The sequence below is a fragment of the Muricoccus nepalensis genome, assembly GCF_006438825.1.
GTDB lineage: Bacteria > Pseudomonadota > Alphaproteobacteria > Acetobacterales > Acetobacteraceae > Roseomonas > Roseomonas nepalensis.
Window position 1 is genome coordinate 1 of record NZ_RCZP01000056.1, and the last position, 24493, is coordinate 24493.

20 protein-coding genes and 1 rRNA gene are annotated in these 24493 nt (G+C 74.5%); 4 read left to right on the forward strand and 17 right to left on the reverse strand.

The window, feature by feature from the left end; all coding sequences use genetic code 11:
• A 16S ribosomal RNA gene (locus tag EAH89_RS27760) occupies window positions 1–95 on the reverse strand; the annotation flags it as partial.
• Between the two features lie 416 nt (window positions 96–511).
• On the reverse strand, window positions 512–3103 hold the full coding sequence (gene clpB / locus EAH89_RS27765; protein WP_140886947.1) for an ATP-dependent chaperone ClpB: 2592 nt from the start codon (window positions 3101–3103) through the stop codon (window positions 512–514).
• A gap of 131 nt (window positions 3104–3234) precedes the next feature.
• Between clpB and EAH89_RS27770 the strand changes: the two genes are divergently transcribed.
• On the forward strand, window positions 3235–4014 hold the full coding sequence (locus EAH89_RS27770) for an MOSC domain-containing protein (protein WP_140886949.1): 780 nt from the start codon (window positions 3235–3237) through the stop codon (window positions 4012–4014).
• A 102-nt stretch (window positions 4015–4116) separates the two neighbouring features.
• Window positions 4117–6324: an amylo-alpha-1,6-glucosidase gene (locus EAH89_RS27775; protein ID WP_140886951.1), complete on the forward strand. Its 2208-nt coding sequence runs from the start codon at window positions 4117–4119 to the stop codon at window positions 6322–6324.
• 21 nt (window positions 6325–6345) lie between these two features.
• Here EAH89_RS27775 and EAH89_RS27780 read toward each other — a convergent pair whose 3' ends face one another.
• The 9 genes from EAH89_RS27780 to EAH89_RS27815 all read right to left on the reverse strand — a co-directional run bounded on the left by EAH89_RS27780 (window position 6346) and on the right by EAH89_RS27815 (window position 14951).
• Complete coding sequence (locus EAH89_RS27780; RefSeq protein WP_140886952.1) at window positions 6346–6810, reverse strand: DUF4167 domain-containing protein; 465 nt, start codon at window positions 6808–6810, stop codon at window positions 6346–6348.
• 259 nt (window positions 6811–7069) lie between these two features.
• The gene (prmC, locus tag EAH89_RS27785) at window positions 7070–7939 is read right to left on the reverse strand and encodes a peptide chain release factor N(5)-glutamine methyltransferase (RefSeq protein ID WP_140886955.1); all 870 of its coding nucleotides are present in this window, start codon (window positions 7937–7939) and stop codon (window positions 7070–7072) included.
• Window positions 7936–8991 (reverse strand): peptide chain release factor 1, encoded by a 1056-nt coding sequence (gene prfA, locus EAH89_RS27790; protein WP_140886957.1) that lies wholly within the window; start codon window positions 8989–8991, stop codon window positions 7936–7938. Before prfA ends, prmC begins: the two co-directional genes overlap by 4 nt.
• The gene (hisS, locus tag EAH89_RS27795; protein ID WP_140886958.1) at window positions 8991–10235 is read right to left on the reverse strand and encodes a histidine--tRNA ligase; all 1245 of its coding nucleotides are present in this window, start codon (window positions 10233–10235) and stop codon (window positions 8991–8993) included. Before hisS ends, prfA begins: the two co-directional genes overlap by 1 nt.
• Window positions 10236–10273: 38 nt before the next feature.
• The gene (locus EAH89_RS31605; RefSeq protein WP_161993799.1) at window positions 10274–10450 is read right to left on the reverse strand and encodes a hypothetical protein; all 177 of its coding nucleotides are present in this window, start codon (window positions 10448–10450) and stop codon (window positions 10274–10276) included.
• Window positions 10450–11598, reverse strand: coding sequence for a flavodoxin-dependent (E)-4-hydroxy-3-methylbut-2-enyl-diphosphate synthase (gene ispG / locus EAH89_RS27800; RefSeq protein WP_140886959.1), 1149 nt, complete (start codon window positions 11596–11598; stop codon window positions 10450–10452). Before ispG ends, EAH89_RS31605 begins: the two co-directional genes overlap by 1 nt.
• Window positions 11599–11678: 80 nt before the next feature.
• Window positions 11679–12476, reverse strand: coding sequence for a helix-turn-helix domain-containing protein (locus EAH89_RS27805; protein WP_161993800.1), 798 nt, complete (start codon window positions 12474–12476; stop codon window positions 11679–11681).
• A gap of 109 nt (window positions 12477–12585) precedes the next feature.
• Window positions 12586–13572, reverse strand: coding sequence for an NAD(P)H-dependent flavin oxidoreductase (locus tag EAH89_RS27810; protein WP_140886972.1), 987 nt, complete (start codon window positions 13570–13572; stop codon window positions 12586–12588).
• Between the two features lie 161 nt (window positions 13573–13733).
• Window positions 13734–14951 (reverse strand): aspartate kinase, encoded by a 1218-nt coding sequence (locus EAH89_RS27815; protein ID WP_140886962.1) that lies wholly within the window; start codon window positions 14949–14951, stop codon window positions 13734–13736.
• Window positions 14952–15078: 127 nt separating this feature from the next.
• Between EAH89_RS27815 and ubiG the strand changes: the two genes are divergently transcribed.
• Window positions 15079–15816, forward strand: a complete 738-nt coding sequence (gene ubiG / locus EAH89_RS27820; protein ID WP_140886964.1) for a bifunctional 2-polyprenyl-6-hydroxyphenol methylase/3-demethylubiquinol 3-O-methyltransferase UbiG — start codon at window positions 15079–15081, stop codon at window positions 15814–15816.
• 9 nt (window positions 15817–15825) lie between these two features.
• On the opposite strand, the gene EAH89_RS27825 is transcribed toward ubiG, so the two are convergent.
• From EAH89_RS27825 to EAH89_RS27835, 3 genes are all read right to left on the reverse strand, one after another.
• Window positions 15826–16299, reverse strand: coding sequence for a DUF1178 family protein (locus EAH89_RS27825; RefSeq protein WP_140886966.1), 474 nt, complete (start codon window positions 16297–16299; stop codon window positions 15826–15828).
• Between the two features lie 83 nt (window positions 16300–16382).
• On the reverse strand, window positions 16383–16640 hold the full coding sequence (gene grxC / locus EAH89_RS27830) for a glutaredoxin 3 (protein ID WP_140886967.1): 258 nt from the start codon (window positions 16638–16640) through the stop codon (window positions 16383–16385).
• A 45-nt stretch (window positions 16641–16685) separates the two neighbouring features.
• Entirely contained in the window at window positions 16686–17471 is a 786-nt protein-coding gene (locus EAH89_RS27835) for a ComF family protein (protein ID WP_194152374.1), read from the reverse strand.
• A 96-nt stretch (window positions 17472–17567) separates the two neighbouring features.
• On the opposite strand from EAH89_RS27835, the gene EAH89_RS27840 reads away from it, so the two are divergent.
• Window positions 17568–18452, forward strand: coding sequence for a methyltransferase domain-containing protein (locus tag EAH89_RS27840; RefSeq protein WP_194152375.1), 885 nt, complete (start codon window positions 17568–17570; stop codon window positions 18450–18452).
• A 7-nt stretch (window positions 18453–18459) separates the two neighbouring features.
• Here the strand turns inward: EAH89_RS27840 and bcsD are convergent, their stop codons facing one another.
• From bcsD to bcsB, 3 genes are all read right to left on the reverse strand, one after another.
• Complete coding sequence (bcsD, locus tag EAH89_RS27845; RefSeq protein ID WP_161993801.1) at window positions 18460–18942, reverse strand: cellulose biosynthesis protein BcsD; 483 nt, start codon at window positions 18940–18942, stop codon at window positions 18460–18462.
• Window positions 18932–22102, reverse strand: coding sequence for a cellulose synthase subunit BcsC-related outer membrane protein (locus EAH89_RS27850; protein ID WP_140886970.1), 3171 nt, complete (start codon window positions 22100–22102; stop codon window positions 18932–18934). Before EAH89_RS27850 ends, bcsD begins: the two co-directional genes overlap by 11 nt.
• Window positions 22099–24493 (reverse strand): cellulose biosynthesis cyclic di-GMP-binding regulatory protein BcsB (gene bcsB, locus EAH89_RS27855; RefSeq protein WP_161993802.1); only part of this gene is annotated, 2395 nt, incomplete at its 5' end. The genes EAH89_RS27850 and bcsB, both read right to left, overlap by 4 nt.

Below are 24493 nucleotides of genomic sequence, written 5' to 3' on the forward strand. Positions count from 1 at the left end.
TCCGCCACTGACGATCCGAAAACCGCCCGTGCGACTTGCATGTGTTAAGCATGCCGCCAGCGTTCGCTCTGAGCCAGGATCAAACTCTCAAGTTCATCAATACCCCAACCCCGAAAGGTCAAAGCATCTCCGAGAAGACCCAAGCCAAAACCAACTCACTCACTTCTACTACCCGTATCCGTCCCACCCATGTCCGCCAGAAACGCGCAGCACTGGCCACGCATCCCTCCCAAACATCATAGGGACCAATACCCTACTCTCGTCTTCAAGAGATCAGATTTTCATGTGAAGGAACAAAACGATCAAAGGTCCCGGGTTTCCCCGGTTGGGCCACCCCCAACCTCTGTTCGATCATCACCCGGTTGAAGCAGCGGGGCGGCGGATCTAGCGGCACCAAGCCGCCTCGTCAACCCCGTCGATCTCTCTTCCGAGCCCCCGTCGGTGCCGCCTCAGCGGCGCCGTTCGGTATGGGCGGCTTATATGGGCGCCGCCCACACCTGTCAAAGGGGTGTCACACACTTTCCGCCATCGAGCCGATAGGGCTCACCTCGAGCCCGTCCGGCCCGACCTGGACCCTCAGCGTCTCGCCGTCCCGGACGGTCCCCTCGAGGAGCATTCCGGCAAGGCGGTCCTGCAGGTTTCGCTGGATCACGCGCTTCAGCGGGCGCGCGCCGTAGACGGGGTCGTAGCCCGCCTCCGCGAGCCAGTCCCGCGCCTCCGCGTCGAGCTCGAGGGTGATCTTCCGGTCCTCCAGCAGCTTCCGCAGGCGGCCGAGCTGGATCTCCACGATCGAGCCCATGTCGCCCCGCGCCAGGCGGCGGAACAGCACGATCTCGTCGAGCCGGTTGAGGAACTCCGGCCGGAAGCGCGTCCGAACGATGTTCATCACCTGCCCGCGGACGAGATCCACGTCCTCCCCCTCCGGCTGCGCCGCCAGGATCTCGGAGCCCATGTTGCTGGTCAGCACGATGAGGGTGTTCCGGAAATCGACCGTCCGCCCCTGCCCGTCCGTCAGCCGCCCGTCGTCGAGCACCTGCAGGAGGATGTTGAACACGTCCTCATGCGCCTTCTCGACCTCGTCGAAGAGGATAACCTGGTAGGGCCGCCGGCGCACCGCCTCGGTCAGCGCCCCGCCCTCCTCGTAGCCGACATAGCCCGGGGGCGCGCCGACGAGGCGGGACACCGCGTGCTTCTCCATGTACTCCGACATGTCGATCCGCAGCAGCGCCCGGTCGTCGTCGAAGAGGAAGCTCGCCAACGCCTTGGTGAGCTCGGTCTTGCCGACGCCCGTCGGGCCGAGGAACAGGAAGCTGCCGATCGGCCGCCCCGGATCCTGCAGCCCCGCCCGCGCCCGCCGCACCGCCTTGGACACGGCCTCGAGCGCCTCCTCCTGGCCGACGACCCGCCGGCGCAGCTCGTCCTCCATCCGGAGCAGCTTCGCGCGCTCGCCCTCCAGCATCTTCTCGACGGGCACCCCGGTCCAGCGGGAGACGACGGCCGCGATGCCCTCCTCGGTCACCGCCTCGTTCACGAGGCGGCCGCCGTCGTCGGCGCCGTCCGCGATCTTCTTCTCAAGGCCGGGGATGACCCCGTAGGTCAGCTCGCCGGCCCGGGCGTAGTCGCCGCGGCGCTGGGCCAGCTCCACCTCCGTGCGGGCGCGGTCGAGCTCCTCCTTCGCGCGCTGGGCCTCGGAGAGCTTGTTCTTCTCCGCCTGCCAGCGCGCGGTGAGCGCGGCGGACCGCTCCTCGAGGGAGGCGATCTCGCGCTCGAGCTTCTCCAGCCGGTCGCGGCTGCCCGCGTCCGTCTCGCGCTTCAGCGCCTCCCGCTCGATCCGGCTGCGCAGCAGGTCGCGGTCGATCGCGTCCAGCTCCTCGGGCTTGCTGTCCACGGCCATCCGCAGGCGCGACGCCGCCTCGTCCACGAGGTCGATCGCCTTGTCCGGCAGGAAGCGGTCGGTGATGTAGCGGTTGGACAGCGTCGCCGCCGCCACCAGCGCCGAGTCGGCGATCCGCACGCCGTGGTGCAGCTCATACTTCTCCCGGATGCCGCGCAGGATGGACACGGTGTCCTCCACGCTCGGCTCGCCCACGAAGACCGGCTGGAAGCGACGGGCGAGCGCCGCGTCCTTCTCCACGTGCTTGCGGTACTCGTCGAGCGTCGTCGCGCCGATGCAGTGCAGCTCGCCGCGCGCCAGCGCCGGCTTCAGGAGGTTCGACGCGTCCATCGCGCCGTCCGCCTTGCCCGCGCCGACGAGGGTGTGCATCTCGTCGATGAAGAGGATCACCTCGCCCGCGGCGTTCTCGATCTCCGTCAGCACGCCCTTCAGGCGCTCCTCGAACTCGCCGCGGTACTTGGCGCCCGCAACCATCGCGCCGAGGTCGAGCGCGAGGACGCGCTTGGTCTTCAGCGCCTCCGGCACGTCGCCGTTGACGATGCGGTTCGCCAGCCCCTCCACGATCGCGGTCTTGCCCACGCCGGGCTCGCCGATCAGGACCGGGTTGTTCTTCGTGCGCCGGGCCAGCACCTGGATCGTGCGGCGGATCTCCTCGTCGCGGCCGATCACCGGGTCGAGCTTGCCGTCGCGCGCGGCCTCCGTCAGGTCGCGGGCGTACTTCTTCAGCGCGTCGAACTGCTGCTCGGCGCTCGCGCTGTCCACCGTGCGTCCCTTGCGGACCTCGGCGACGGCCGCCTCCAGCTTCTGCGCCGTCGCCCCGTTCTTCACGAGCACGCGGCCGGCCGGCGTCTCGCTCGCGGCGAGCGCCACCAGCAGGCGGTCCTGGGCGACGAAGCTGTCCCCAGCCCGCGTCGCCGTGCGCTCGGCGGCGTCCAGCAGGCGCACGAGCTCGGGCGTCACCTGCGGCTGGCCCGCGCCGCCGCCGGAGACGCGCGGGTTTCGCGATACCTCGATGTCGATGTCCTGCTTCGCGCCGGCGGGGTTGCCGCCGGCCGCGCGGATGAGCCCGGCGGCCGCGCCCTCCTCGTCGTCGAGGAAGGCCTTCAGCAGGTGCTCGGGCGTGACGCGCTGGTGGTACTCGCGGATCGCGATGGTCTGCGCGGCCTGCAGGAAGCCACGGGCGCGCTCGGTGAGTTTCTCGATGTCCATTCTCTGTCCCTCCGCCGCGGGAAGCCCCGCGGGATCATTGGCGACCGCCGGTCCCGTCCCTCAGGAGGCAACGGGTTCGGCGTTTGACGATGATGTGGTATCGCCCGAGGGCCGGCTTCAAGAGGCTCCCGATGCGCGTGGAACAACTCCTCCGCTACCCCGTGAAAGGCCTGACGGCCGAGAGCCTGGAGGAGGTCCACCTCACCCCCGGCGAAACGGTCCCGCACGACCGGCGCTTCGCCCTAGCCCAGGGCGACTCCTCCTTCGACGAGGCCGCGCCGCGCTTCCTGCCGAAGCAGAACTTCGCCTGCATGATGCGGAACGCGCGTGTCGTGCTCGTCCGCGCCGCCTTCGACCCGCATGACGGCACCCTGTCGCTCGCCGCGGAGGGGCACACTCCCCTCTCCGCCCCGACCGGCACGGCGGAGGGCAAGGCGGCGCTCGGCGCCTGGCTCATCCGCTTCCTCGGCGAGGACGCCCGCCACGGCACGGCCGAGGACGGCACGCCGCGCCCGCCGCGCTTCACGGAGGCGCCCGGCCACGCCTTCACCGACCAGGCGCGCAAGGGCGTCTCGCTGATCAACATGGCCAGCCTCCACGCGCTGGAGGCGGCCATCGGCCGGCGGCTGGACCCGCTCCGCTTCCGCGCCAACATCTACTTCACCGGGCTTCCCGCCTGGGCGGAGTTCGACTGGGTGGGGCGGGAGGTGCTGATCGGCGGCGCCCGGCTCTCGGTGTTCAAGCGCACCGTCCGCTGCCCGGCCACCCAGGTGGACCTCGCCACCGGGGAGCGCGACCTCGACCTCCCCCGGCTGCTGCGCGAGCACTTCGGCCATGCCGATCTCGGCGTGCACGCGGCGGTGGTCGAGGAGGGCCGCGTCGCGGTGGGTGACGCGATGGAGACACCCTAGGCGCAACCGCCCGCTGCCGGCCCGCGATCCCTTGCCCGTGGCAGGGCTGGCCAGCATCCTCGCCCCGCCGCCCGCGTGTCGGCCGCGGCAGGGAGAGACCGAATGGACCACGAGGGATCCGGCCCTGCGCGGGCGGAGGACGAAAACGCCTGGAGCGTCGCCTCCACCGCCGCCACCGCGCTCGCCCTCTACCGCCCGCGCACGCTGAAGAACGGCGCCTCCTTCCTCGTCCTCGACCACTTCGGCGACGCCCAGGCCATCGGCGCGACGGCCGAAGGCCTCTTCCACGAGGACACGCGCTTCCTCTCGCGCCTCTCGCTCCGGGTCGCGGGGCTGCGGCCGCTGCTGCTTTCCTCCGCGGTCAGCGCCGACAACACGGTGCTCACCGTGAACATGACCAACCCCGACATCCCCGTCGCGCCCGACCGGCGCCTAACTCGGGACACCATCCATGTCGAGCGGCAGATCGTCCTCGGCAACGGCGTCCTGCGGGAGCGCATCACCGTCCGGAACTTCTCCGACGCCCATTTCGCCTCCGAGCTGCTGCTGAGCTTCGCCACCGACTTCGCCGACATCTATGAGGTGCGCGGCCACCGGCGGGGCCAGCGGGGCGAGCGGCGGGCGCCCGAGGCGCGGCCGGACGGCAGCCTCGTGCTCTCCTACCACGGGCTCGACGAGGTGGAGCGCCGCACGCGGCTGCGCTTCGATCCCCCGCCCGAGGGGCCGCTCGGCCGCGACAACCGCTGGCCACTCGACCTGCCCCCGGGCGGAAGCCGCGTCATCGAGGTGGCCGTGACCTGCGAGACCGGGCCCGAGGCTGCCGACGCCCCGCCGGCGCCGGGCTTCGACGGGCTGCTCGCCGGCATCCGCGCCTGGTGCGCGGGGCGGGACGCGGAGCGCGCGCAGGTCTCCTCCTCGAACCAGGTGTTCAACGACTGGTTCGCGCGCGCCGCGGCGGACCTGACGATGCTGACGACGCCGACCGCCTCCGGCCCCGTCCCCTATTCGGGCATCCCCTGGTTCTCCTCGCCCTTCGGCCGCAACTCCCTCATCACGGCCATGGAGTGCCTCTGGGCCGATCCCGCCCTCGCCCGCGGCACGCTGCGCTTCCAGGCCACCCACCAGGCCACCGCCATGGACGCGGGACGGGACGCCGAGCCCGGCAAGATCCTGCACGAGAGCCGGAGCGGCGAGATGGCGGCGCTGCGGGAGGTGCCCTTCGGCCGCTACTACGGCTCGGTCGATTCCACGCCCCTCTTCGTCATGCTCGCCACGCAGTACGCCGACCGCACCGGCGACTGGGCGCTTATCCGGGAGATCTGGCCGAACATCGTGGCCGCGCTGCGCTGGATGGAGCGGCACGGCGACCTCGACGGGGACCTGCTGCTCGAATACGAGCGGCAATCCCCGAACGGCCTCGTGAACCAGGGGTGGAAGGACAGCTGGGACAGCGTCTTCCACCAGGACGGGCGGCTGGCCGAGGCGCCGATCGCGCTGATCGAGGTGCAGGCCTATGCCGAGGCCGCCTGGCGCGGCGCCGGCCGCCTGGCGCGGTCGCTGGGCCTGGAGAACGAGGCGGAGGTCTGGACCGCCAGCGCCGACGCGCTCCGCTACCGCGTCGAGGAGGCCTTCTGGTGCGAGGACCTCTCGACCTACGCCATGGCGCTCGACGCGAACAAGCGGCCCTGCCGGGTGCGCTCGTCCAACGCCGGGCACGCGCTGCTGACGGGACTGCCCTCGCCCGAGCGCGCGCACCGCATCACCCAGACGCTCATGGCGCCCGAATCCTTCGGCGGATGGGGCATCCGGACGATCGCGGAGGGGGAGAGCCGCTACAACCCGATGTCCTACCACAACGGCTCGGTCTGGCCGCACGACAACGCGCTCATCGCGCTCGGCATGAAGCGCTACGGGCAGAACGGGCCGCTGGAGCGGCTGCTGACGGGGATCTACGACTCAGCCCAGGCGGTGGACCTGCACCGGCTGCCGGAGCTGCTCTGCGGCTTCGCCCGGCGCGAGCGGGAGGGACCGACCTCCTACCCCGTGGCCTGCCTGCCGCAATCCTCGGCGGCGGCGGCGGCCTACGCGACGCTCGGCGCGATGCTCGGCCTCTCCTTCCGGCCCGAGGTCCGGGCCGTGCGCTTCGTCCGCCCCTTCCTGCCGCCCTGGCTGGACGAGCTCAGGATCGAGAACCTTCGCCTCGGCGAGGGGTCGGTCGACGTGCGGCTCCGCCGGCACGAGGCGGACGGGGGCGTCTCGCTCAACGTCCTGCGGCGGCAGGGGCAGGTGGAGGTGGCGGTCATCACCTGACCGCCCGCCTCGCCCGGCCCGCTACTGGATGGTCTCGCGGGCGTCGCCGTCCACGGACTGGCCCTCGTAGCCGTTCACCGAGCCCTCGGACTCGCCGTCGGCGTAGCCGTCCTGCTGGCCGTCGTTGCCCTGGTAGCGGCGGCCGCCGCCCTGGGGGGCCCCGCCGCCCTGCTGCTGCTGGGCCTGGTTCATCGCGTTGAGGATGCGGAAGTAGTGCTCGGCGTGCTGGAAGTAACCCTCCGCCATCACGCGGTCGCCCGAGCCGGTCGCGTCGCGGCCGAGCTGGAGGTACTTCTCGAAAAGCTGCTGGGCCGTGCCGCGCATCCGCATGTCCGGCCCGATGGAGTCGAACACGTGGTTGCGGTTCATCGGCTGGTTGCCGCCGCCCTGCGGCCGGGGCCCGCCACCCCCGCCGCCGCCGCCATGGCCGCCGCCATGTCCTCCCTGACGGAAGTTCCCACGGCCGCGCATACGCTTCATGTTCATCTGGATCTGGTTCGCACTTCCATGCTCGCGGTGCCGCCCCGTCTTGGCTTGCCTACGACGCCCGTGGGGTAAGGTCGGCGGGTCCGGCTGGCGAGATGATGATCGTTGTGCCGAGCGGCTTGCCGGGGGCATGGCCAGCCCTGAACGGGGCAAGGGGGGCCGGGGCTCCGACGGACCCGGCGCGCTGTCGCGCGATGGGTGCCACGGGACGAACCTAGTGATCCCCCGCGATTCCACCAAGTGGTTTTTTCGGGAAGGGTCACCGCCCCGCCGTCAGCACCAGGGCCCGGGGCACCCCGCCGAGGTCCGCGCGGCAGCCGAGCGTCCGCAACCCTGCCCCTTCCATCAGCGCCGCCACCGCCTCCCGCTGCCCGGCGCCGAGCTCGAGCACGGCCCGCCCGCCCTCCGCCAGCAGGGCCGGCAGGGCCGCCGCCAAGGCGCGGTAGGCCTCCAGCCCGTCCGCCCCGCCGTCCAGCGCCAGCGCCGGCTCGTGCCCCGCGACCTCCGGCATCAGGCCGGGAATGGCCGCGGTCTCAATGTAGGGGGGGTTGGAGAGAACCAGGTCGAAGCGGCCCGCCAGCGCCCCGGCCCAGTCGCCGGCCAGCAGCGCGGCGCGGTCCGCGAGCCCGTTCCGGGCGGCGTTCGCCCGGGCCAGGGCGGCCGCCTCCGGGTTCCGGTCCACCCCGACCCCGAAGGCCTCCGGGAACTCGGCGAGGGCGGCCAGGAGCAGCGCGCCGGTGCCGGTGCCGAGGTCGAGCACCCGCCGCACCGCGGCGCGCTCCGGGAAGGCCTCCAGCGCCGCCTCCACCAGGGTCTCGGTGTCGGCGCGGGGGATCAGGGTGGCGGGGTTGCAGAGGAGGTCCAGCGTCCAGAACCCGGCCTCCCCGAGAAGATAGGCCATGGGGGCGTGCCGGGCGCGGGCGGCGAGGCTCCGGCGGAACAGGGCCTCCGCCTCGGGCGGCACGGGCGCGCGGGGGTCGCGAAGCAGGTCCTCCTGCCGGCACCCCATGGCGTGGGCGAGCAGCAGGCGCGCCTCCTGCCGCGGCGCCTCCACGGCGGCGGCGCGCAGCACCTGCCCGGCCTGGCAGAGGAAGGCCCCGACCGAGCCGCCGGGCTCGCAGCCGCTCACCCCTCCTCGGCCGCCAGGCGCGCCGCCTGGTCCTCGGCCATGAGGGCGGAGATGATGTCGTCGAACTCGCCCATCATCACCCGCTCGACCTTGTGCAGGGTGAGGCCGATGCGGTGGTCGGTCACGCGGCCTTGGGGGAAGTTGTAGGTGCGGATGCGCTCGCTGCGGTCGCCCGTGCCGACCTGCCCCTTGCGGTCCGCCGCGCGCGCCCCGCTCAGCGCCTGGCGCTGGGCCTCGTAGATACGCGCGCGCAGGACCGTCATGGCCTTGGCGCGGTTCTTGTGCTGGGACCGCTCCTCCTGCATCGCCACCACCGTGCCCGTCGGCAGGTGGGTGATGCGGACCGCGCTATCCGTCTTGTTGACGTGCTGCCCGCCCGCGCCGGAGGCCCGGTAGGTGTCGATCCGAAGGTCGCTCTCGTTGATCTGCACGTCCACCTCCTCCGCCTCGGCCAGGACGGCGACGGTGACGGTGGAGGTGTGGATGCGCCCCTGGGTCTCGGTGGCCGGCACGCGCTGGACGCGGTGGACCCCGCTCTCGAACTTCAGCTTCGCGAAGACGCCGCGCCCGGCGATGCTCGCGCTCGCGCCCTTGATGCCGCCGGCCTCGCTCTCGTCCCATTCCAGCGCCTCGAAGCGCCAGCCCTGGTTCTCGGCGTAGCGCTGGTAGGCGCGGAACAGCTCGGCCGCGAAGAGCCCGGCCTCGTCGCCGCCGGCGGCGGGGCGGACCTCAAGGATGGCGGAGCGCTCGTCGGCGGCGTCGCGCGGCAGGAGCATGAGGCGGATCGCGTGCTCGAGCGCCGGGACGCGGTCGCGCTGCTCGAAGTACTCGGCCTCGGCGAGTTCGCGCATCTCGGGGTCGGCCATCATCGCCTCGGCGTCGTCGCGCGCGCGCTCGGCCGCGCGCAGCTCGGCCATCTTCTCGATGACGGGCTCGAGCTCGGCGAGCTCCTTCGACAGCACGCCGAAGCGGCTGCCGTCGGCGGTGCCGAGCTCGTGGCGCAGCTCCTCCGCGCGGGAGAGGAGGCGGTCGAGCTTCGCGGGAAGCGCCATCAGGCGAGCCGCTCCGCGAGTTCGGCCAGCGGGACGCGCTCCTGCGTGCCGGCGTCGAGGTCGCGGAGCTGGGCGGCGCCCGCCGCCATCTCCTCCTCCCCGATGATGACGGCGGCGCGGGCGCCGAGGCGGTTGGCGCGCTCCATCCGTCGCTTGAGGTTGCCCTTGTAGGCGATCTCGGCGACCACCCCGGCGCGGCGCAGCGCCTGCACGGCGTCGAGCGCCGCCCCCTCCGCCGCCTCGCCGACCGCGATCACGGCCACGGGGCGCGGCGCGGCGGGCGCGGCTTCCAGCAGCATCGACAGCCGCTCGATCCCGGCCGCCCAGCCGACGGAGGGCGTGGGCGGGCCGCCCATCTCCTCGACCAGCCCGTCGTAGCGGCCGCCGGCCATCACCGTGCCCTGGGCGCCGAGGCGCTCGGTCACGAACTCGAAGGCCGTGTGGCTGTAGTAGTCGAGGCCGCGCACGATCCGCGGGTTCTCGCGGTAGGGCACGCCGAGGCGGTCGAGCGCGCGGCGGACCCCGTCGTAGAAGGCGGAGGCGGCCTCGGTCAGGTGCGGCGCGATGGTCGGCGCGGCCGCCACCAGGGCGCGGTCGCCGGGGTCCTTGCTGTCGAGGATGCGGAGCGGGTTCTTCTCCAGCCGCCCGCGGCTCTCCTCCGAGAGCCGGTCGCCGGCGTCCCGGAAAAAGGCCACCAGCGCCGCCCGGTAGGCGTCCCGGCTCGGCGCGTCGCCGAGGGTGTTGATCTCGAGCACGGTGCCGGATTCGATGCCCAGCGCCTGCTGGATGTGCCAGCCGCAGGCGATCACCTCGGCGTCCGCCAGCGGCTCGGCCGCGCCCATGACCTCGCAGCCGATCTGGTGGAACTGCCGGTAGCGGCCCTTCTGCGGCCGCTCGTAGCGGAACATCGGCCCGGCGTAGAAGACCTTCCGCGGCAGGTTGGCCTGGGTCAGCCCGTTGGTGACCAGCGCCCGGCAGGCGCCCGCCGTGCCCTCCGGGCGCAGCGTCACGCTTTCCCCGCCCCGGTCCTCGAAAGTGTACATCTCCTTGGAGACGACGTCGGAGGTCTCGCCGAGGGTGCGGGCGAAGACGCGGGTGTCCTCGAAGATGGGGGTCGCCCATTCCTCGAAGCCGTAGAGGGCCGAGACCCGCCGCGCGGTGTCGGCGACGTGACGGTGGCGGCGGAACTCCTCGCCGATCAGGTCATGCGTGCCGCGCGCGGGCTGGAGGTCTGATTTCGCCATGGTGGGCGGCGGATTAGCACCGCCGGCCCCGGATGTCCCTACCCCTGCCGGAGAAGCGTCACCGCCGCGCGCAGCCTCTCCCGAGCCGCCTCGAAGATCTCCGCGTCGCGGGGGTCCATCGGGCCGTGCCCCTCCTCAAACTCCTCGAGCAGGTCGAGAATCGCCTGCTCCATGGCGGCGAGGACGGGGTGCTGGTCGCGCTCGGCGGAGGGCATCACTCGGCCGCTGGCGCCAGGCGAGCATCCTCTTCGGCCTTCGCCGCCGCCTTCTCGGCCGCAAGCTGCGCGGCGCGCGCCTCCACGAGGCCGACGATGTGGTCCACCATCTCCTCGCTCCGCGTCGTGTGGCTCGTCTTGCCCGCCGAGTAGACCATGTGCGTGCCCGCGCCGCCGCCGGTGAGGCCAATGTCGGTCATCAGCGCCTCGCCCGGCCCGTTCACCACGCAGCCGATGATCGAGAGGCTGATCGGCTGCTCGATATGCGCCAGCCGCTCCTCCAGCGCCTCCACGGTCTTGATGACGTTGAAGCCCTGCCGCGCACAGGAGGGGCAGGAGATGATCTTCACGCCGCGGTGGCGGATGCCGAGCGACTTCAGAATGTCCCAGCCGACATGCACCTCCTCCTCGGGCTCGGCCGAGAGGGAGACGCGCAGCGTGTCGCCGATCCCGGCCCAGAGCAGGCTGCCGAGGCCGATCGAGGACTTCACCGTGCCGGTCCGCTTCCCGCCGGCCTCGGTGATGCCGATGTGCAGCGGGTGGTCGCAGGCTTCCGCGAGCTGCTGGTAGGCGGCGACCGCGAGGAAGACGTCGCTCGCCTTCACGCTGATCTTGAACTCGTTGAAATCGTTCTGCAGGAGGTGGTCGGCGTGCCACAGCGCGCTCTCGACCAGCGCCTCGGGGTTGGGCTCGCCGTACTTCTCCAGCAGGTGCTTCTCGAGCGAGCCGGCGTTCACGCCGATGCGGATGGAGCAGCCGTGGTCGCGCGCCGCCTTCACCACCTCCTTCACCCGCTCGGGCGAGCCGATGTTGCCGGGGTTGATCCGCAGGCAGGCGGCGCCGGCCTGGGCAGCCTCGATGGCGCGGCGGTAGTGGAAGTGGATGTCGGCCACGATCGGGACGTTCACCTCCCGCACGATCTCGGCCAGGGCCGCCGTCGCCTCCTCGGTCGGGCAGGAGACGCGGACGATGTCCACCCCTGCCAGCTCGGCCCGCCGGATCTGGGCGATCGTCGCCGCCGCGTCCTCGGTGGGGGTGTTGGTCATGGTCTGGACGGTGATCGGCGCGTCGCCCCCGACGGGAACGCGGCCGACCATGATCTGCCGGGACTTGCGGCGCTCGATCTGCTGGTAAGGACGGTACGACATGCGCGGGCTCTTCCCCGAAATTCCGCGCAGATATGGCAGGGCCGGCCGCCCCGGCCAAGGGCGGAGGCGGGCGCGGCCGCTCAGCGCGCGGGCGGCGCCCCCGGGGCGGGGCGCGCCGGGCGAAGCCCCTCGGGGGCGAGGGGCACGTCCCGCACGAGGCCCGTCCGGCCGGCGAGGGCCTGGGTCGCGTGCCCGTCGAGCAGGACCTCCACCGCCTGGGCCTTGCCGGCCGTCAGCGCCAGCCCCTCCCGCGGGACGGCCACGCTCTCCCCCGCGCGGAGGACGCGGTTGAGGACGGTGGCGCCCGAGGCGGGGTCGCGCACCTGCACCCAGGTCTCGTCGGTCGCGCGGAGGGTCACGCGCGAGGACGCCTCGGCGTGCGCGGCCGGGCGCGCGGCGCCGGCGGAAGGCGGGGGCGGTACGGCGGGGCGGGTGGTCCCACCCTCCGCCGGGACTGCAGCAGGCGCCGGGACAGCCGGGGCGCGCGCCTCGCCGGCCGCGGGCGCGGCGCCCGGGGCGTCTCCGAGGTTCAGCCAGGCGGCGTAGCCCGCCCCGAGGACCAGCAGGCCCAGCACCGCCAGGGCCGCGGCCACCCCGCCGCGCCGGGCGGCCCTCGGCCCGTCCTCGCCGCCCCCGGCCACCGACCGGTACCGGCGGGCCAGGTCGTCCGCGTCGAGGCCGAGCGCCGTCGCGTAGCTGCGCACGAAGCCGAGCGCGTAGACGGGGGCGGGCAGCTCACCGGTCCGCCCCTCCTCGAGGGCGGCGATGTAGCGGCGGTTGATGCGGAGCTCGTCCGCCACCTCCTCGAGCGAGGCGCCGAGGGCCAGGCGGGCCTCGCGCAGTTCCGCGCCCACGCGCGCCGCCTCCGCGATCGTCATGCTGGGCTCCACCATCCTGGGGGCATCGTTTCCGTGGGTCGGGTTCGGCGGGCGGGGGCGCGAAAGCCCCTCCCCGCCGCGCTCACCCTCGGCCGGCCGGGCCGGCCGTTCAGGCTGGCCGGGCGGCGAGGACGGCGGCCGCCTGGCTCACCAGCTCGGCCAGGATCTCGGCGGCCGGGGCCTCCCGGGTCACCATGCCGACGCTCTGCCCGGCCATGAGGGAGCCGTTCTCGACATCGCCGTCGATCACCGCGCGGCGGAGGGCGCCCGCCCAGTAGTGCTCGATGTCGAGCTGGGCGGCGTCCTTGTCGAGCTCCCCGGCCCGGTGGCGGCGGATCACCTCCGCCTGATGCTCGAGGAAGCGCTTCGTGCCCTCGTTCTGGAGGGCGCGGACGGGGATGACGGGGAAGCGGGCGTCGAGCTGCACGGTCGGCAGCGCGTCCCGCGCGGCGCCGCGGATGAAGGCGCGCTTGAAGTTCGGGTGCGCGATGCTCTCGCTCGCGCAGACGAAGCGCGTGCCGATCTGCGCGCCGGCCGCGCCCATCTCGAGGTAGGAGAGCAGCGCCTCGCCCCGGCCGATGCCGCCGGCCACGAAGACCGGCACCTCGGCGGCCATGGCCGGCAGGATCTCCTGCGCCAGGACGTTGAGCGAGACGGGGCCGATATGCCCGCCCGCCTCCGAGCCCTCGATCACCAGCGCGTCCGCCCCGGAGCGCACCAGCTTCTTCGCGAGCGCGAGCGCCGGGGCGAAGCAGACCACCTTCGCGCCGCCGTCCTTGGCCTTGCGGATCGCGTTCGTGGGGGGGATGCCGCCGGCGAAGACGATGTGCCCGACCTTGGCCGCGAGGCAGACGTCCACCAGCGCGTCGAGGCGCGGGTGCATGGTGATGAGGTTGACGCCGAAGGGGCGGCTCGTCAGCGCCTGGGTGGCCGCGATCTCCTCCGCCAGCCGGTCCGGCTCCATCGCCCCGCAGGCGATGACCCCGAAGGCGCCGGCGTTGGACAGCGCGGCCACGAGGTTCCGCTCGCTGATCCAGGACATGGCGCCGCCGAGGATGGCGACCTCGCTGCCGAGGAAGGCGGCGCCGCGCGCCATGAGGCGCGCGAGGCGGGCCCGGGCGGCCTCGTCGGGCGCCGGGAAGGCGGGGGCGGCGGCGGGCGGCACCTCCGGCCTCTCGGCCGCGGCCTGGGCCGCCGCGCCGCCGTACCCGGCGCCACCCTGGGAGGCCGGGATGTCCGTCAGGTCGAGCGCGGCCATCAGGGCGCGTCCAGCCCGTAGGCGGTGTGCAGCGCGCGCACCGCGAGCTCCGTGTACTCGCCGCCCACCAGCACGCTCGTCTTGATCTCGCTGGTCGAGATGACCTGGATGTTGATGCCCTTGGCGGCCAGCGTCTTGAACATCGTGGCCGCGACGCCCGCGTGGCTGCGCATGCCGATGCCGACGACCGAGATCTTCGTCACCTCGGGGTCCGCCACGATCTCGGCGAAGCCGATTTCGGGGCGCGCGCCGTCCAGCACCTCCCGCGCGCGGGGAAGGTCGGCCTTGCCGACCGTGAAGGTCATGTCCGTGGTGCCGTCCGTGCCGAGGTTCTGCACGATCATGTCCACGTTGACGTTCGCGTCCGAGAGCGGCCCGAAGACCAGGGCCGCGATGCCCGGCTTGTCCGGCACCCGCCGCAGCGTCACCTTCGCCTCGTCGCGGGAATAGGCGACGCCCGTCACCAGCGGCTGTTCCACGATCTCGTCCTCGTCCACCACCAGGCTGCCCGGCTTGTCCTCGAAGGAGGACAGCACCTGCACCCGGACCTTCTGCTTCATCGCGAGCTCGACCGACCGCGTCTGCAGCACCTTGGCGCCGACGGAGGCGAGCTCGAGCATTTCCTCGTAGGCCACGTGCGTGAGCTTCCGCGCGCGGGGCACGATCCGCGGGTCGGTCGTGTAGATCCCGTCCACGTCGGTGTAGATGTCGCAGCGATCCGCCCGCACCGCCGCGGCAACCGCGACGGCCGAGAGGTCGGAGCCGCCGCGCCCGAGGGTGGTGATCCGGTTCCGTGGGCCGATGCCCTGGAAGCCCGCGATCACCGGCACCTGGCCCTGCCCCATGCGCTCCACCAACAGCGCGCCGTCGATCTCCTCCACGCGCGCCTTGCCGTGGGCGCCGTCCGTGCGGATCGCGACCTGCCAGCCCTGCCAAGAGCGCGCGTCGACGCCGATGGTCTGCAGCGCGATCGCGAGAAGCCCCGTCGTCACCTGCTCGCCGGTCGCGACCACCGTGTCGTACTCGCGGGCGTCGTGCAGCGGCGAGAGGTCCTGGCACCACTTCACGAGCCCGTTCGTCACGCCGGACATGGCGGAGACCACCACGGCCACCTCGTTGCCGGCATCGACCTCCCGCTTCACGCGGGTCGCGACGTTGCGGATGCGGTCGAGGTCGGCGACGGAGGTGCCGCCGAACTTCATCACGATGCGGGCCATAGGCGGATGGGGGACTGCCGGCTGAAGGGGGCGCGGGTTGCGGGCGGGTTGCGTCCCGGCGCGGGGCGGCACAGATACCGGCCCAGGCCCGGGGGAGCAACCTCCGGAGAGGGTTCGGGGGTTCCGGGTGACGCAAGGCACGGTCGCGGAAAGTGGGGGAGCGGGGGGCGGCACCGTCCTCGCCGACGAGGTCGCGAAGTTCGACCGCCTCGCGGCCGACTGGTGGGATCCGCGCGGCCCGATGGCGCCGCTGCACGCCATGAACCCCCTTCGCACCCGCTGGATCGCCGAGCGGCTCGGGCGCCCGCCGGAGGATCTCGGCGGCCTCTCGCTGCTCGACGTTGGCTGCGGCGCGGGGCTGGCCGCGGAGGCGCTCGCCCGCCGCGGCGCACGGGTGACCGGCCTCGACATGGCCGCGGAGGCGCTGGAGGCCGCGCGCTTCCACGCCGCCGCCGAGGGCCTGCCCATCCTCTACCGCCAGGGGCGCCCCGAGGACCTGCAGGAGAGCTTCGACGCCGTCACCGCCCTCGAGGTGATCGAGCACGTGGCCGACCGCGACGCCTTCCTCGCCTCCCTTGCCCGCTCCGTCCGGCCCGGGGGGATGGTCTTTCTCTCCACCCTCAACCGGACGGCGCGCAGCTTCCTCTTCGCCAAGCTCGGCGCGGAGTACCTCCTGCGGATGCTGCCAGTGGGCACGCACGACTGGAAGATGTTCGTCACCCCCGCGGAACTCGGCGCGGGGCTGCGGCGCGCGGGGCTGAGGGTGACGGACGTGGCGGGGATGGTGCCCGCGCCGCTGGCCGGCGGCTGGCGCGAGAGCCGGGACACCGCCGTGAACTACATCATGGCCGCGCGGCGGGACTGAGGGGCCGCCTCAGCCGTCCGCCCGGGGCACCCAGGGGATGCGGCCGACCTCGATCCCCTCCTCGGCCAGCGCCTCCGCCTCGTCGGGTGTCGCCTCGCCGTAGATGCCGCGCCGCTCGCTCTCGCCCCGGTGCATGCGCCGCGCCTCCTCGGCGAAGTCGCGGCCGACCGGGTCGCAGTTCTTCTCGACCTCGGCCCGCATCCTCTGGAGAAGCGAGAGAAGCTGCGCCGGCAGCGGGCCTGCGGTGGTCACGGCCGGCGGGGCGGCCGGCGCCGAGGGCGCCGCCGGGGCGGCCTCGTTGCGATCCCGGCCGGCGGCGCGCTTGCCGATGGCGGGCGCCATGAGGTCGCGGCGGACCGTCGTGTCCCCGCAGACCGGGCAGTCGACGAAGCCGGCCGCAGCCCCCTTCTCGAAGGCCGCGCTGTCCTTGAACCACCCGTCGAATCCGTGGTCCTGGCTGCAGCGAAGCTGGTAGTGGATCATGCTCTCTCTTGGGGCTGTCCCTGGAAGCCGTTTCGACGGCGATACTGGCACCCGGAAGCGCCGGATGCCAGCGCCGCGCGCCCTCAGGCCGCGAGCAGCGCGTCCAGCTTCCCGGCCCGCTCCAGCGCCGCCAGGTCGTCCGACCCGCCGATCGCCCGGCCGTCGATGAAGACCTGCGGCACGGTGGACTTGCCGCCGGAGCGCTCGATCGCGGCCTTGCGGGCGGCCGAGCCGGTCGGCGCGTCGATCTCCTCGAAGGGGACGCCCTTGCGGCCCAGCAGCGCCTTCGCGCGCTCGCAATAGGGGCAGAAGGGGATGGTGTAGATCTCGATGCGTGCCATCCGCCCCATTTCGGTCAGCCCGCGCCCGGCTTCAAGGCGCCGCCCTCAGGCAAGGCGCCCGGCGGCGCGGGGATCGGGCACCCGCGCGACGGCGAGCACCTCCACGCGGGCGGCGCCCGCCTCCAGCAGGGCCTCGGCACAGGCGTCCGCCGTCGCGCCGCTCGTCAGCACGTCGTCCACCAGCAGCACGCGGCGCCCGGTGATCCGGGGGATGGCCCGCGGCGCCGCACGGATCACGCCCGCCATCACCGCACGACGCCCGGCCGCGCCGAGATGGGCGAGGGCGGGCGTGGCCCGCAGGCGCCGGAGCGCGTCGGGCACCACCGGCAGCCCGGCAATCCCGCCGAGCCGCCGGGCGAGCAGCGCCGACTGGTTGTAGCGCCGCGTGAGGAGGCGGCGGCGGTGCAGCGGCACCGGCACGAGGACCTCCGCCTCCGCCAGCAGCGCCGCCCCCGCGCCCGCCATCCAACGGGCGAGCGGCCCGGCCAGCTCCGTTCGGTCGCCGTGCTTGAGGGGCAGGATGAGGCGCGTCGCGGCCTCGTTGTAGAGGAAGGCGGGGCGCGCGCGCTCGAAGGCGGGCGGGCGCTCGATGCAGGCGGGGCAGAGCCCGTCCTCGGCCTGGCCCTCGTGCTCGAAGGGCAGGCCGCAATTGTGGCACAGGGGCGCGACGATCGCGTGCAGCCCGGCGAAGCAGCCACCGCAGAGCGTGCCCTGGTCGAGCACCGGCGCGTCGCAGGCGAGGCAGTGCGGCGGCAGCAGGGCGTCGAGCAGGCCCCGCCCGCCCCGAAGGGCCAGCCGGCCCATCCCCGACACGGCTCCGGACAGGTCCATCCCGCTCCCCCTCACGACGGCGTCGTTCCGGGTTGTAGCAGAACGGCCGGCCCCGCACCCCTGGCAAGCGCTCGCCGCGGGCGACATATCGGGGGGATGAGCGACGCCCCCCTCATCTTCGACCGCCCCCTCCTCCGCCGCCGGCGCGACCGCGCGGCCGCGACCCAGCACGGGGTGGCGCCGGTGCTGGAGGCGGCGGCCGAGCGCCTGCTGGACCGCCTGGACGACACCACCCACCGCTTCGGGCGCGCGCTCGAGATCGGCGGGCGGGGCCTCGTCGCGCCGGGCCTGCGGGCGCGCGGCGTCGGCTCCGTGGTCTCGATGGACCTCTCCGCCCGCCAGGCGTCGCTCGCGGGTGGGGCGGCGGTCTGCGGGGACGAGGAATGGCTGCCCTTCGCCGCCGGCGCCTTCGACCTCGTCGTCGCCAACCTCTGCCTTCACTGGGTCAACGACCTGCCGGGCGCCCTCGCGCAGATCCGGCGGGCCATGGCGCCGGACGGGCTGTTCGTGGCAACGCTGCCGGCGCTCGGCACGCTTCAGGGCCTGCGGGAGGCGCTCACCGCCGCCGAAGCGGCGATCCGCGACGGCGCCTCGCCCCGGGTCTCGCCCTTTCCCGAGCTTCGCGACGGCGCGGCGCTGCTGCAGCGCGCGGGCTTCGCCCTGCCGGTCGCGGATGTCGAGGACATCACCCTCGCCTACCGCCAGCCGCTCGCGCTGCTCCGGGACCTCCAGGCGGCCGGCGAGGGCAGCGCGCTTCGCGCGCGCGACCCGCGCACCCCGCCGCGGGCGCTCTTCCCGGCCGCGCTCGCCGCCCTGCCCGCGGGGCGGGACGGGGTGACGGCGACGCTTCGCCTGCTCACCCTCACCGGCTGGAGCCCGGGGCCGGACCAGCCGCGCCCCGCCCGCCGCGGAAGCGCGGATACCCGCCTCGCCGACGCCCTCGGCACGAAGGAGCTCGGCACGGGCGAGGCGCCGGGCTGAGCGCCGCTCAGGCGCCGTAGCGCAGCACGGCGCCGCCGCGGCCGTGGCTGACGAGCCGCGCCGGGACGGACGGCTCGGCCCCCGGCTGGGCCGCGATCCAGCCACCGTGCAGCCCCTCCAGCACGGGCAGGATCCAGCCGCCCTCCCCGTCGCCCGGCGTCGGCAGGACAGGAAGCCGCTCGTGCCGCAGGACCAGCGCCGGCCCCTCGGGGTCGAGGGAGAGGGCGACCTGGCCCCAGCGGGGCTCCGCCAGCCGCTCGTTCATCCGCGCCTCCAGCACGGAGAGCGTCGCCTCGGGCGGCAGGGGCGAGAGGGCGGCGATGCGCCCGCCGATCGCGCGCAGCAGCAGCGCACGCTCCTCGGGCGGCATGTGCGCGTCGAGGGTCTCGATCAGCGCGCGGACGAAGGTCTCCCAGGCCGGCTGGCCCTCGGCAGCGGCCTGCGGCCCGGGGCGCAGCGCCGCCTCAGGGATCGCCGCCTCAGGGATCAAAGCGGTATCGGGCATAGACAAGGGCGCGCGTCTCGTTGAAGTCGGCGGAACGGTCGTAGCGGGCGGTGGCGCCGAGGCGGAGGGTGGGGGTCAGGGCGTACTCGATGTCGGCCCGAAGCCCCGCGGTGACGGTGGTGGCGCGCTGGGCGCCGTAGGCGGTCGCGACCGTCGCGTCGCCCGCGGCCTGCCGCTCCAGCGCCGCCTGCAGGTCGGGGTTGTTCGGGAAGACGCTGGAGGACTTCTCCCGGAAGTTCGCGACGCCGATGCTGGCGCCGAGGCGATAGGCGAAGTCCCCCACCCTCTCCCGGTAGTCGAGCGGGATGGAAGCGTTGACGTAGGTCTGCGGGCTGAAATACCCGCCCTGGCCGAAGGTGAAGTTCCGCAGGTTCTTCTCGTAGGCGAGGTAGGTGACGTCGAGCCCCGTCGTGAGCTCGCTGGCGGGCGAGCGGTGGAGGGCGTAGCCAAGGCCGGCCGAGGCCTCGACGCGGCCGTTGTCGGCGACGTTCCGGCCGTTGATGGCGGAGTAGCCGCCCCCCGCGTAGCCGCTGACCCGGCCGGAGAAGTACTCGAGCTGCCCGCGCCCGGTGGTGCGCGTGACCCCGCCGAAGGACGCGCCGGAGGCGCTGTCCCGCAGCCCCGACCAGGAGAGGATGCTGTCCGTCACCGAGCGCCGCTCGCCCCGCAGGCGGAGCTGGAGGGTGTCGGACAGGCGGGGCGTCACCTCGACGCCGCCCAGCACCGTGCCCTCGCGGAAGCCGAGCGGCGTGGAGCCGACGTCGACGGTGAACCCGTTGCGGGCGTAGGCGACGGCGAGGGCCGCGCCGGTGAGGGAGGTGTCGCGCGGGCGGAGCGCCGCGGCCTGCGCCTCGGTCACCGCCCCGCCCTGGCCGGACAGCGCCAGCGGGTTGGTGCCGAAGCGGCGGAGGTTGGGCGCGCTCGCCTCCAGCCGGCCGGTGTCAAGGTTCACGGCCTGCGCGCGGGCGCTCAGCTCGCCGCCCAGGCCCGCGACGGGCACGGAGGCCTCGGCGCCGCCGCCGAACTCCCGCAGCCGCTCGACCCCGTTGGTGCCCGAGCGGGCGCGGAAGGTGAAGCTGGGCACCACCTGCCCGGCGGCCTGCTCGTTCACCTCCGCGAGCTGCCGGCCGATCTCGCTCAGCAGCGGGTCCTCGGAGGCGCGGAGCTGGCTCGGCGTGACCCCGCCGGCCGCGGCGCCGGCCGGGTTCGAGTCGAGCGGCTCGAAGGAGGAGCCCTGCCCGTCCCCGGCCAGCATCGTCCGGCGCCCGCCCGTCGCGGCGGCGACCGCCACGGGACGGTCCCGCCCGATCTGCGCCCGCCGCTGGTCGGCCGCGAGCTGCAGCGCGGCCTGGGCGCGGCGGCGGTCGCCCTGGGCGCGGGCGAGGCGCGCCTCGGCGAAGGAGACGCGGGGGTCGCTGCCATTCAGCAGCCGGCCCTCGGCGAGCAGCGCCTCGGCCGCGGGGAGGTCGCGGAGCGCGACGGCCGCCTCGATGGCGCCCGCGCGCGCCTCCCCGTTCCGCGGGTCGCGGCGGAGCACGGCCTCGGCCACGCGCGCGGCGAGGCGCGGGTCGCGGAGCGGCGCCTCGGCCTCCTCCGCGACAGGGACAAGGGTGGCGGCCGCGGGGGCGGGCGGGGGCAAGGCGCGGCCACTGAGCGCGGCCACCTGCCGGCGCTGCGCGGGCGCGAGGCCGGGCTCGTTCGCCAGCGGAGTCGCGAGGGCCGCGGCCTCCGCGGCCAGGCGGGCGTCCGCGAGGACCTCGGCGACAGCAAGGCGGAGCGCCGCGCTGCGGCCGGCCGCCAGCCGCGCGGCCTCCGCGGCCGCCCCCGTCTCGCCCGCACGGAGAAGGGCGCGCACGGCATGAAGGGCGCCCTCCCCACCCGGATCGGGGCGCCCCGCCATGGCGAGCAGCGCGCCGCGCGCCGCCTCGGGCGGCCGGGCCAGGGCGGCGGCGACCTCCACCCCGAGGCGAAGGCGGCGGAGGAGGCGGACGTGGTCGGCGCTGCGCAGCCGGTCCGGCACCCGCTCCAGCAGGCGGATCGCCTCGGCGGGGCGACCGTCCTCCTCCGCGAAGAGGGCCATCGCCTGGACGAGGTCCGCGCGCGCCTCGGCGGAGCCCTCCATGAGGGCCCGCGCCTCGCCGGCGCGCCCCTGGCGGGCGAGCAGCCGCGCGAGGTCCAGGCGCGCGCCGGCGCCCGACGGGGCGGCGGCGAGGGCCTCGCGGAGAAGCGCGAGCGCCGCCTCGGGATCCTCGGTGCGCGCGGCCTCGGCCCGAAGCGCCTCGGCGCGGGCGGAGGGGCCGGGCTCGCGGGCCAGCGCCTCGGCCTCGGCGAGGCGCCCCTGGCGGCTCAGGCTCTCGAGAAGGCCCAGGCGGGCGGCGAGCAGCCCGGGGCGGCGGTGGGCGGCGGCCCGGAACCGCGCCTCGGCCTCGGGCGCGTCGCCAAGGTCGAGCGCGAGGGCGCCGAGCAGCGCCTCCGCCTCCGACCGCCCGGCCGCCTCGCGCCGCGCCGCGCGGGCGAGCAGCGTCCAGGCGGCGTCGGTCGCGCCGGCCGCCATCAGGCGGCGGCCCTCGGCGAGCTCCAGGGCGAACTCGGCCTCTTCCAGCGCCCCGGCCCAGCGGGCGGTCGCGGCTGGGGCGGCGGCGGCGGCGGCGCGCCGCAAGGCGTCCTGCGCCTCCAGGGGGCGTCCCTGACGCAGGCGGGCGAGGCCAAGAGCGCCGAGCGCGTCGACATCCTCGGCGCTTGCGGGAAGGGCGCCCACTGGGCGGAACCCGGCCGTCGCCGACACCGTCTCGGCGGCGCGGCCGGGCGGCGTCGGCCGCACGGCCCGCAGCGCGGCCTCGATCTCGGCCAGGCGGCCGTCGCCGGGCGCGGCCTGGCGGAGGCGGGCCAGGAGGTCGCCCGCCGAGGCGGCCTCGCCGAGCTCCGCCTGCGCGAGCGCCGCCAGGGCCAGGGCGTCGGGGTGGGACGGGTGGATCGCGAGGACCCGCGCCAGGGTGGCGGCCGCCCGCGCCGGCTGTCCCTGGGCCCGCCAGAAGCCCGCCTGCTCGATCAGCACCCCGACGCTGCCCTGGGCGAAGGCCGGCGCCGTGGCCAGGACCACGGCCGTCGCGGCGGCGGCGAGCAGGGCGTGGCGGTGCGAGGTCATGCGCGGATCCTCAGCCGGCGGATCGCCCGGCGGCGCAGCGTCCAGTAGAGGGGAACAGCGATGGCCAGGGCCGCGAGCACGAGCAGCCCGAGCATCAGGTCCGGCCGCGTCGTCAGGTAGCGCTGCGGCAGGAGGGTGATGGGCAGGCTGCCCACCCCGTAGTTGCGCGAGACCTTGAAGGAGTCGATCCGCCCGTTCACCAGGCTCGCCACGTCGCCCTGGATGCGCGGCTGCTGCTCGGGGTCGCGCAGCGCGCCGACCATGGCCTCCATCGCCTGGGGCGTGGAGCCGGTGAGGGCCACGACGGAGCGGTCCGAGTTCAGCGGGCTCTGGAAGCCGATCAGCATCCCGCTGCCCTCCCCGGCCGCGCCGCCGAGGGTCGCCGTCAGGCGCTCGCGGTCAAGGCGGCGGTCGTCGGACAGGAAGATGTTGCGGAAGCTCTGCAGCGCGTCCGGCAGCGCGACCGTGATCCGGTTGCCCTCCACCGTGATCGGGCCGTCCCGCAGCAGCGCGGCGAGGGCCGGCTGGCGGGGCAGCGCGCCGACGACCAGCAGGTCACGGTTCGCGACCGCCTCCAGCCCGCCCGGCCGCGCGACCTCGACCCGCGTCGCGGGGTATCCCGTGATCGCCGCCATGCGCCCGACGAGGTTGAGCGCGGCCGAGACCTCGAGCGGGCTCGCGCGGTCGGGCAGCACCACGGCCGTCGCCGAGAGGTCCGCCATCTTCGTGTAGGGGAAGCCGCTGCCGACGAAGTAGGCGAGGTTCGGCAGCTCCGTGAAGCGATAGGCCGCCGAGAGGTCGATCGTGCTGTCGGGGTCGATCGAAGAGCGGATGTCGCCCGGCACGCTCACGCAGTCGCCGCGGTGGAGCGGGCGGAGGTCGAAGCGGAACTGCAGCTCGTTCAGGCCGAAGACGAGGTAGGGCGGCAGGCCGACCTGGCCCTCGCTCCGCTCCGCGCCGCCGACGGCGCGGTAGAGCCAGTTCCAGGGCCAGCCGGGCTCGCCCTCCCGCAGCGGGAAGGACTTCAGGTAGACGTCGTTCAGCGCGGCGTCGAGCCGCGACACCGCGAGGTCGAGGATCGGCCCGGGGGGGACGCGGAAGCGGACGTCCACGGGCAGGTTGCGCTCGCGCGCGGTGTAGAGGTCGGGCGCGGTGCGGAAGGGCACGGAGACTGGGCCGGGCGCGTAGCCGTAGGACTGCAGCTCGGTCGGGTCCACGAGCTCGCCGAAGCGCACGGGGCGGTCGTTCCGGATCCAGCGGGGCGCGTCGTAGGGCTGGCGCGCCGGAAGCTCGTTCACGGCGACGGTCGCGGTCTCGCCCGAGAGCCCCTCCTTCGCGGTCGCCAGGACCTGCGCGGCCACCGCCGCCTCGGCGCCCGAGCGCCCGCCGACGAGGAGCAGGAGCGCGTTCGCGTCGTTGGGGTTGGGCAGGATCGCGAGAGTCGGGCCCTCCATCCGCGGCAGCGCGAGGCCGGGCACGGAATCGGAGCCCGTCGCGATGACGATGGCGTTGCCGCGGGCCGGGACCACCGAGCTGACAGGAAAGATCGAGCCCCGGTAGTCCGCCTGCACGGCGAACCAGGAGGAGGCGACGAGGGAGGCGCGCACCGCGTCGTTGCCCGCCCCCTCCGCCATGACCACGGGCAGCACCAGGGGCTCGCGCAGCAGCCGCGGGTCGAAGAAGGGCTCGGGCAGGCGGGCGAGATCGCGCGCGAGCGGCAGGCGCTCGAGCGTGAGCTGCAGCGTCGAGAGGTCGGAGATGGTGGACCAGAGCAGGCCCGAGAGCGGGTCGTTGCACTCCACCGCGTAGCGCCCGGAGAAGCGGAAGTTCAGGCGGTTGCTGTCGGCGAAGAAGACGTGGTTGATCCCGAACTCGACCGGGCCGAAGGCCGGGCGGGCACGGTCGGGGGTGAGGGTGCCGACGAACTGCTCGTTCATCGTCACCGCGATCTGCGAGAGCTCGGGGATAAGCGCCGGGCTCGTCGCGCCCTGCAGGGTGAGCTTCGCGCCCGTGACCACCTCGTCGGAGCGGATGCCGAAGAGGATGCCCTGCAGGTCCGCGAGGCCGCGGAGCTGCATCGGGCTGCGCAGGCCAAGCTGGCGAAGCGTCCGCGTCTCGACGCGCGTGCCCAGGCCCGGCGCGGGGTTGCCGAACATCACGGGGGTGGAGGGCGCGACGGCCGGACGGGGCGCCGCCGCCGGCAGGCCCGGCGCGCCGAGCGGCGCCGCGGCCCCGGCCAGCGGGGCGGAGGGCGCCGGGGCCGAGGGGAGCGCGGGCGGCGAGAAGGCCGGGGAAGCGACGCCGGGCGGCGCAAAGGCGGGCGGCGCGAAGGCGGGCGGCGCGGCGCCGGGCAGCGGCGGCGGCGAGAAGGCCCCGCCCAGCGGCGGGGGC